Annotated in this window: 7 protein-coding genes; all 7 read right to left on the bottom strand. The window is 30.0% G+C overall.

The annotated features are described in order from the left end of the window. The coding region (locus ABIN73_10260; GenBank protein ID MEO0270107.1) for a transglycosylase domain-containing protein at positions 1 to 1,268 on the bottom strand (1,268 nt) is incomplete at its 3' end. Beyond that, complete coding sequence (locus ABIN73_10255; protein ID MEO0270106.1) at positions 1,240 to 2,520, bottom strand: trypsin-like peptidase domain-containing protein; 1,281 nt, start codon at positions 2,518 to 2,520, stop codon at positions 1,240 to 1,242. The genes ABIN73_10260 and ABIN73_10255, both read right to left, overlap by 29 nt. Next, entirely contained in the window at positions 2,517 to 3,212 is a 696-nt protein-coding gene (gene fsa / locus ABIN73_10250) for a fructose-6-phosphate aldolase (protein ID MEO0270105.1), read from the bottom strand. Before fsa ends, ABIN73_10255 begins: the two co-directional genes overlap by 4 nt. Before the next feature lie 3 nt (positions 3,213 to 3,215). Continuing rightward, positions 3,216 to 4,523 (bottom strand): hypothetical protein, encoded by a 1,308-nt coding sequence (locus tag ABIN73_10245; GenBank protein MEO0270104.1) that lies wholly within the window; start codon positions 4,521 to 4,523, stop codon positions 3,216 to 3,218. Beyond that, positions 4,520 to 5,113, bottom strand: coding sequence for a hypothetical protein (locus ABIN73_10240; protein ID MEO0270103.1), 594 nt, complete (start codon positions 5,111 to 5,113; stop codon positions 4,520 to 4,522). Before ABIN73_10240 ends, ABIN73_10245 begins: the two co-directional genes overlap by 4 nt. Next, positions 5,110 to 5,757 (bottom strand): hypothetical protein, encoded by a 648-nt coding sequence (locus ABIN73_10235; GenBank protein MEO0270102.1) that lies wholly within the window; start codon positions 5,755 to 5,757, stop codon positions 5,110 to 5,112. Before ABIN73_10235 ends, ABIN73_10240 begins: the two co-directional genes overlap by 4 nt. A 90-nt stretch (positions 5,758 to 5,847) precedes the next feature. After that, positions 5,848 to 6,928 (bottom strand): aldehyde dehydrogenase family protein (locus ABIN73_10230; protein MEO0270101.1); only part of this gene is annotated, 1,081 nt, incomplete at its 5' end.

Below are 6,928 nucleotides of genomic sequence, written 5' to 3'. Positions count from 1 at the left end.
AGACCCATAAACTGGTCATCAAAATTCCTTGGTTTCCATGGTTTCCCTGAACCATCATCTTCTATAACATAAGGTAAATCCTCAACTGGATCACCGGGAAAAATTCCTGAATTAATTGCTGTAAGATATATAAAAGGTTTAAAAGCTGAACCCACCTGTCTTTTAGCCTGAATTGCTCTGTTAAACTGTGACTTTAAAAAGTCTCTTCCACCTATAAGAGCAAGTACATCACCTGTCTCAACATCAACTGCTATCATTGCGACTTCCAGTTTTAAAGAATCAGATTTTTTATATCTTCCTTTATGGTAGGCTCTTACTCTTTTATCATAAATAGGTAAAATAGAATCAACAATTTTTTCTGCTATTTTCTGTAATCTTAAATCCATTGAAAGTCTGATATTAACTCCTTCTTTGTAAAGAAAATCTTCTCCGTAAAGAGAATTAATATATTTACGAACCTCCTCAAAATAATATCTTCCTATACCTTTGACAGATTCATTATCCTTATTCTGTTTTTGTGGTAAGGGTTCCTTTAAAGCTTCCTCATAAGTTTTTTTATCTATAACTTTATTTTCATAAAGAACTTTAAGGACAAAGTCTCTTCTTTTTTTAGAAAGTTCCGGATTTTTAAAGGGAGAATAAATATTGGCATTTTTGGGAATAGCAGCAAGTAAAGCTGCTTCAGCCCATGTTACATTTTTCGGAGATTTACCAAAAAAATGTTTACATGCTGTTTTTATACCGTATATACCTTCTCCAAAGTAAATCTGATTTAAATATCTTTCAAGAATCTCATTTTTTGTAAAGGTTTTCTCTATTATTAAAGCTAAAACAATCTCTTTTATTTTTCTTTCAAGTGTTTTCTCAAAAGTAAGAAACATATTTCTTGCTAATTGCTGTGTGATTGTTGATGCACCCTGTGTGTACTTACCTTCTTTTATATTTACAAAGAATGCTTTAATTAAACGTAAAAAATCTATACCAAAATGCTTGTAAAATCTTTTGTCCTCAAGTGTTATAAAAGCTTTCTGTATAAAAGGAGAAATTGAATCAAGGGGCACAGGTTCTCTTTTTTCTGTAAAAAATTCATAAACTATCTTCCCCTCCCTGTCATATACATGGGTAACTTTTGCCGGTTTATAAAAATATATCATCTCAAGAGGAGGTAAATCCTTTGATAAATAGAAATAGAAACCAAAGAAAATTCCAGTTGTTAAAATTATAAAAATAATTGAAAAACTAATCCACTTCTTTGAAAATAAATTCATATATGTACCTTCCCCTTTTTATACCCCATTTTTTTTCCCTTTTTACATATTCTGAAAGAATCTTCTCTAAATCCTTTATACTATTTACCTCCTTTCCCTCAATATGAGTTATATTATCTCCCTCCCTGAGACCAATTCTTGCTGCGTAACTTCCACTTTTTATATTTTTAATAATAAGAGAACCCCTTCGCTCTTCAATTGTTATACCAAGCATCTTAATAACACCATCATATCGTGATATGGGTGTAAGATTAATTACTTCTTTATTTTTTCCTCTCTCAACCATTATAACTACATTTTCATCACTTCTTAAAAGGTCTACTATTTTTTTATAATCAGAATAATTTTTTATGACATTTCTTCCGATTTTTATAATTACATCTCCTTTCTCTAATCCTGATTTTTGAGCAGGACTCTCTTCCAGAACAGATATAACTTTTATACCTTTTTCATCAGGTTTCACTTCAATACCAAGAAATCCCCTTGGGTAATAGGAATACTTTTTTAAGTAAGAAAGAACATTTTTTAAAATATTTGAAGGAATTGCAAAACCTATACCTTCAAAACCACCTGATTTTGATACTATAAAAGTATTCATCCCTATTACTTCACCCTTTGAATTGAGTAAAGGACCACCTGAATTTCCTGGATTTATTGCAGCATCTGTTTGTATCATTCCCCTGTAAATTCTTTCACCTTCTCCTTTAAATGTTCTGTTAAGTGCACTTATAACACCAACTGTAACTGTTGGCTCAACATCTTCCCATAGGTAACCAAAAGGATTACCCATTGCTATTGCCCACTCTCCCCTTTCCAGTTTATCAGAATCAGCAAACAAAAGATAGGGTAAATTATTTTCATTAATTTTTAAAAGAGCAATGTCAAGCGAATAATCAGAACCAATAACTTTTGCAACAAAATTTCTTCCATCAGGTAATGTAACAATTATACTATCAGAATTACTGATAACATGTTCATTTGTAAGAATTAAACCATCTTCTGAAATTATAAAACCCGAGCCCTGTGAAGAAATTTTCTCTTTATACTCTGGAAAATCAAAAAACTCAAAAAAATCCCTGAAAAAAGGGTCATTTATTATTGAGGGTGCAATAGAAACATACCTTGTTTTAAAGCATGTAATTGAAACAACAGCATTTTGGGCTTTTTTAACAGCATTAATTATAGCATTCTCTCTACTTTCACTAATTTCTTTCTGAGAAATTAAAAAAATTGTTATAATAAAAGGAATCATTTACCTAAAAGTGACTCCCAGTCCTGAAGAAATCTTTTAAGCCCTATATCTGTTAAAGGATGTTTTAACATTTTATCAAGAACTTCTGGAGGAACAGTTACAATATCAGCTCCAGTAAGTGAAGCTTCTATCACATGAATTGGATGCCTTACACTTGCTACAAGGAGTTCAGCATCAAAATCATAGATTGAAAAAACTTCTGAAAGAACTCTCACAACTTCCATTCCTTCGTTTGAAATATCATCAAGCCTTCCTATGAAAGGTGATATATACCTTGCACCAGCTTTTACTGAAAGTAAACCCTGCGAAGGTGAAAAAATAAGGGTCATATTAACATTAATTCCCTCTGAAGAAAGTTTTTTTGTAGCCTTTAAACCTTCTTCTCCAAAAGGTACTTTTACAACAATATGTTTATGAACTCTTGACAATTCCTTTCCTTCTTTAACCATTCCATCAGAATCAGTGGCAATTACTTCTGCTGAAACAGGTCCATCCACTATTTCACATATTTCCTTTAATATTTCCTTACCCTTTTCAAAAAGCTCTCTTTTATCCTTAGCTTTAAAATCCGGGTAAAGTCTTTTAATTTCCTTTGAAAGAAGACTTGGATTTGTGGTTGCTCCATCAATTATTCCAAGTGATTTAAATTTCCTTAGTTCTTCAAGATTTGAACTATCAAGAAAAATTTTCATCTCTTATTTCTCCTTCCTTAAAAGGATTGGAACCTTTTTAGTAAAAATTTTAATTGAAAAATATATAAAAATTAAAGCAGAAATAAAACTTGCTATGTTAATTAAAGATAGTAAAAAAATTATTTCATTATTTAATTTAATTATAACATAAGGAACTGTTAAAATCAAAAGCCATATAAGTAATATATTTAAAACAAAATTTTCTCTCTGAATTGCAAAAAATATCCTTGAAAAAAATCTTGTTAAAAGATGAAGTAAAAGAGAAAGGGAGAGTAATAAAAATTCTGATGTATAAAAAGTAAATTTATTTTTTGGGAAAAAAAGATAAAGAAAGGTTTTCCCTCCTAATATTACAAGAATTGTAAAAGCTAAAACTGATGTAAAAATTAAAATAAGTGAATAAAAAATTGTTCTAAAAAATTTTTTTCTTTTACCTTCATAATAAGAACTTGCCACATGGGGATAAACTGGAACAAAATAGGAGTTGAAAAATAACCTTACTGACTGAAAAATTGAAATTTCAGCAGTTAAATTGCCAATTAAAGTATCAGAGATATTCTTAATTTTCATAAGTATTATCGGATAATTGTAAAAACCTTGGAAAAGTGTATTGGAAAAACTCATTGAAAAAATGCCTTCTTTTAAAAAATTGAAATTTGCTTTAAATCTTAAACCTTTTTTTAAGTAAATAAAATATAAAACAAAGAAAATAAAATTTGAAAATTCAGAAATAATGTATGGAATTATGAAAATGGGGATTTTATCAATTCCCTTTAAAAAGAATAAAAAACCAAAAATTAAAAATATTGAGCCTCTAATAAAAGTAAGTAAACTGAAAAGGTAAAAAAGTTTTTTTCCGAGCAGAATACCCCTACCTATTAATGAGATGGTTGAAAAAAAATGAGTTAAAAAGGCACATATAAAAAGGAAAAAACTATTATTAAACAATTTTTTTAAAAGCAAATTTTTAAAAACAAAGAAAAAAATAAAAGAAAAAATAAAGGTCAAAAAAACATAAGTAAAAGTTTCGTCAAGTAAATCACTGAGCTTTTTATATTCATTTTTAGCTTTCAATTCAGTTATTTTTCTTGTTAAATAATCCCTGAATCCTGAACCAAGAAAAAAGGAAGAAAAGGTATAGAAAGAATAAAAAATGCCAAGAACCCCCACTCCTTCAGCACTTATAATTTTTCCAGCAAAGGATAAAAAGAGAAAATAAAATACAGAATTCGAAAAAAGTCCAAAAGTGCTCCATAAGGTCCCACCAATTAAACCCTTTGTAAATATAATTTTCTCTAATATTTCCTTCAATCCTCCTTATGATAACCCATTGATAAACCAAAGGAAAAATTAAAACCCTTTAAAGGATTTGAAATTATAAAATCTGAAAAATCCGGCCTATCAAGAAAATATCCTGAAGAATAAATTCCTTCCATTCTTAAATATAAGGTAAAAATTCCTGGCATTTCTCTTGTTAAATTTATGTTAAACTCAACACCGCCCTTTATCACTGGATAAACATAATTTCTATAACTTTTACCTTCAAGTATAAGTTCCTGAAAGCTTGTTCCTATTCCAACAATTGGATAAATACCAAGAATATCTGACTTAAGTAAGTTTGCTCCTCCATCAAGTATTCCTGTCTGAATGTAAAATCTGTTTAACTTATTATCTGATACAAATTTATTCTGCTGAAAAAGTAAACGCAAAAAAACTTTACCAGGTTTATAAAAACCACCACCAAATCCATAACCAAAGGAATAGTTTTTAACCTCCTCAGAATTCAAAAGTTTAATCTCATTGTTTATACCTTTCAAATCAAGATACTCTGAACCTGATTCAAGGTAAAGGGAAATACAGGAAACTAAAAATAAATTTAAAACAATTATTAATTTTTTCATTCTCTACCTCCTAAAATTATAAGTGCTCCACCAAGCAAAATTGCCCATATGCCTTCATGAGGAAAAAAACCAGAATAACCCATGGATAAATATGGTCCCTGAAGCCACCTTTCAAAGGAAAACTGGTACCCAAAAGAAAAATTCAAACAGGGAGAAAATTTACTTTTTTCTCCTTTAAGAATTTCCTTTGAAAATGGAAAGGAAATTTGGAATCCTCCTCTTAAATAAGGATAAAAGATAGTTATAAAATCATTTTTGTAAACCCCGTAGGCTTCAGAACTAAATATTCCAAGACCTATACCAGCATAGGGATAAATATAAGGTCTTATTCTGTAAAAGGGTAAAACACCAAAATTTATAGAACCCTGTAAATAAGTAAATTTTGTTTCAACAGCCACAAAGGTATCAGGAGGCCTATATAACTCTGCCCCACCTTTCCATGTATAACCACCTTGAAAGGAAGCAAAAATTATTGCATTTTGATCTCTTGATATAGCATCAAAAGAAAGACCTATCATAGGATCTTCAGGATAGGGTGCCCTTATATTTTTTATATCATCTTTTATAAAAGGTATATCTCCCTTGAAAAGGGATATAGAACATCCCATTAGATTTAAAAAAATTAAAAAGTTTAATTTTTTCATTTTATCACCTCCCAAATAACTCAAAAGCAAATATTATTCCATCTTAATTATAAAAAAATTGCACAATTTTAATTCAAGAAATTATAAAAATTATTCTATTTTTATTACAACAATCTTTTCTTCTACAAAATCCCTTACAGCATATCTGGGTCCTTCCCTTCCAAGACCTGAACCCTTCATTCCACCATAGGGCATATGATCAACTCTGAAAGATGGAATATCATTTATAATAACTCCTCCAACTTCAATTTCCTTTGCAAGTTTTAGTGCTCTTGTTAAATCATTAGTTAAAATACCGCATTGAAGACCATATTCAGAATTATTTACCTTTGAAACAAGTTCTTCTTCTGTTTCAAATTCATTACAAACAGCAAGGGGAGCAAAAGCTTCTTTTGAACAAACCTCAGTATCTTCAGAAGCATCAACTATAAGTATTGGATAAAAAAATGAACCTTCTCTTTTTAATTCTGGTAAAATCTTAGCACCTCTTTGAATTGCCCTTTTAACCCACTCCTCTGCTCTTTTTGCAGCTTCCTCTGAAATCATAGGTCCCACATCTGTATCTTCTCTTAATTGATCCCCAACTTTTAAATTTTTGATTGCATTCAGAAAGTCATTAATAAATTCATCTTTAATTTTCTTTTCTATATAAATTCTTTGAATTGATATACAAACCTGACCTGCAAGAGAATATGCACCTTTTATTATTCTTTCGAGGATTTTTCTGTAATCAAAATCTGAGAAAATACATAGGGCTGAATTTGAACCAAGTTCAAAGGTCTTCTTTTTTAAACCTGCTATAAGAGATATTCTTTCGCCTACTTCTTTTGAACCAGTAAATGTTATATGTCTTATTCTTTCATCCTTACACAAAGTTTCACCTACACTACTTCCACCACCTGTCAAAAAAGCAAAACCTTCTGGTGGAAAACCTGCTTCAAGAATTATTTCTGTTAAAAGTTTTCCTGTTTTAGGAGTAAAACTTGAGGGCTTAAAAACAAGGCTTGAGCCTGCTGCAATTGCTGGAGCAATTTTATGGAGAGCAAGGTTAAGGGGAAAATTAAAAGGAGTAATAGCAAGAACAATTGGGTCAGGTTCCATTATAGTAAAAGCTATTCTTCCTTTCCCAAATTCAGAGGCATCCATTGGTATAAATTCTCCATAAATTCTT

Source organism: candidate division WOR-3 bacterium, assembly GCA_039804025.1.
Classification (GTDB): domain Bacteria; phylum Hydrothermota; class Hydrothermia; order Hydrothermales; family JAJRUZ01; genus JBCNVI01.
The sequence above is the reverse complement of the archived record's forward strand: the minus strand, read 5'-3'. Positions and strand labels throughout refer to the sequence as shown.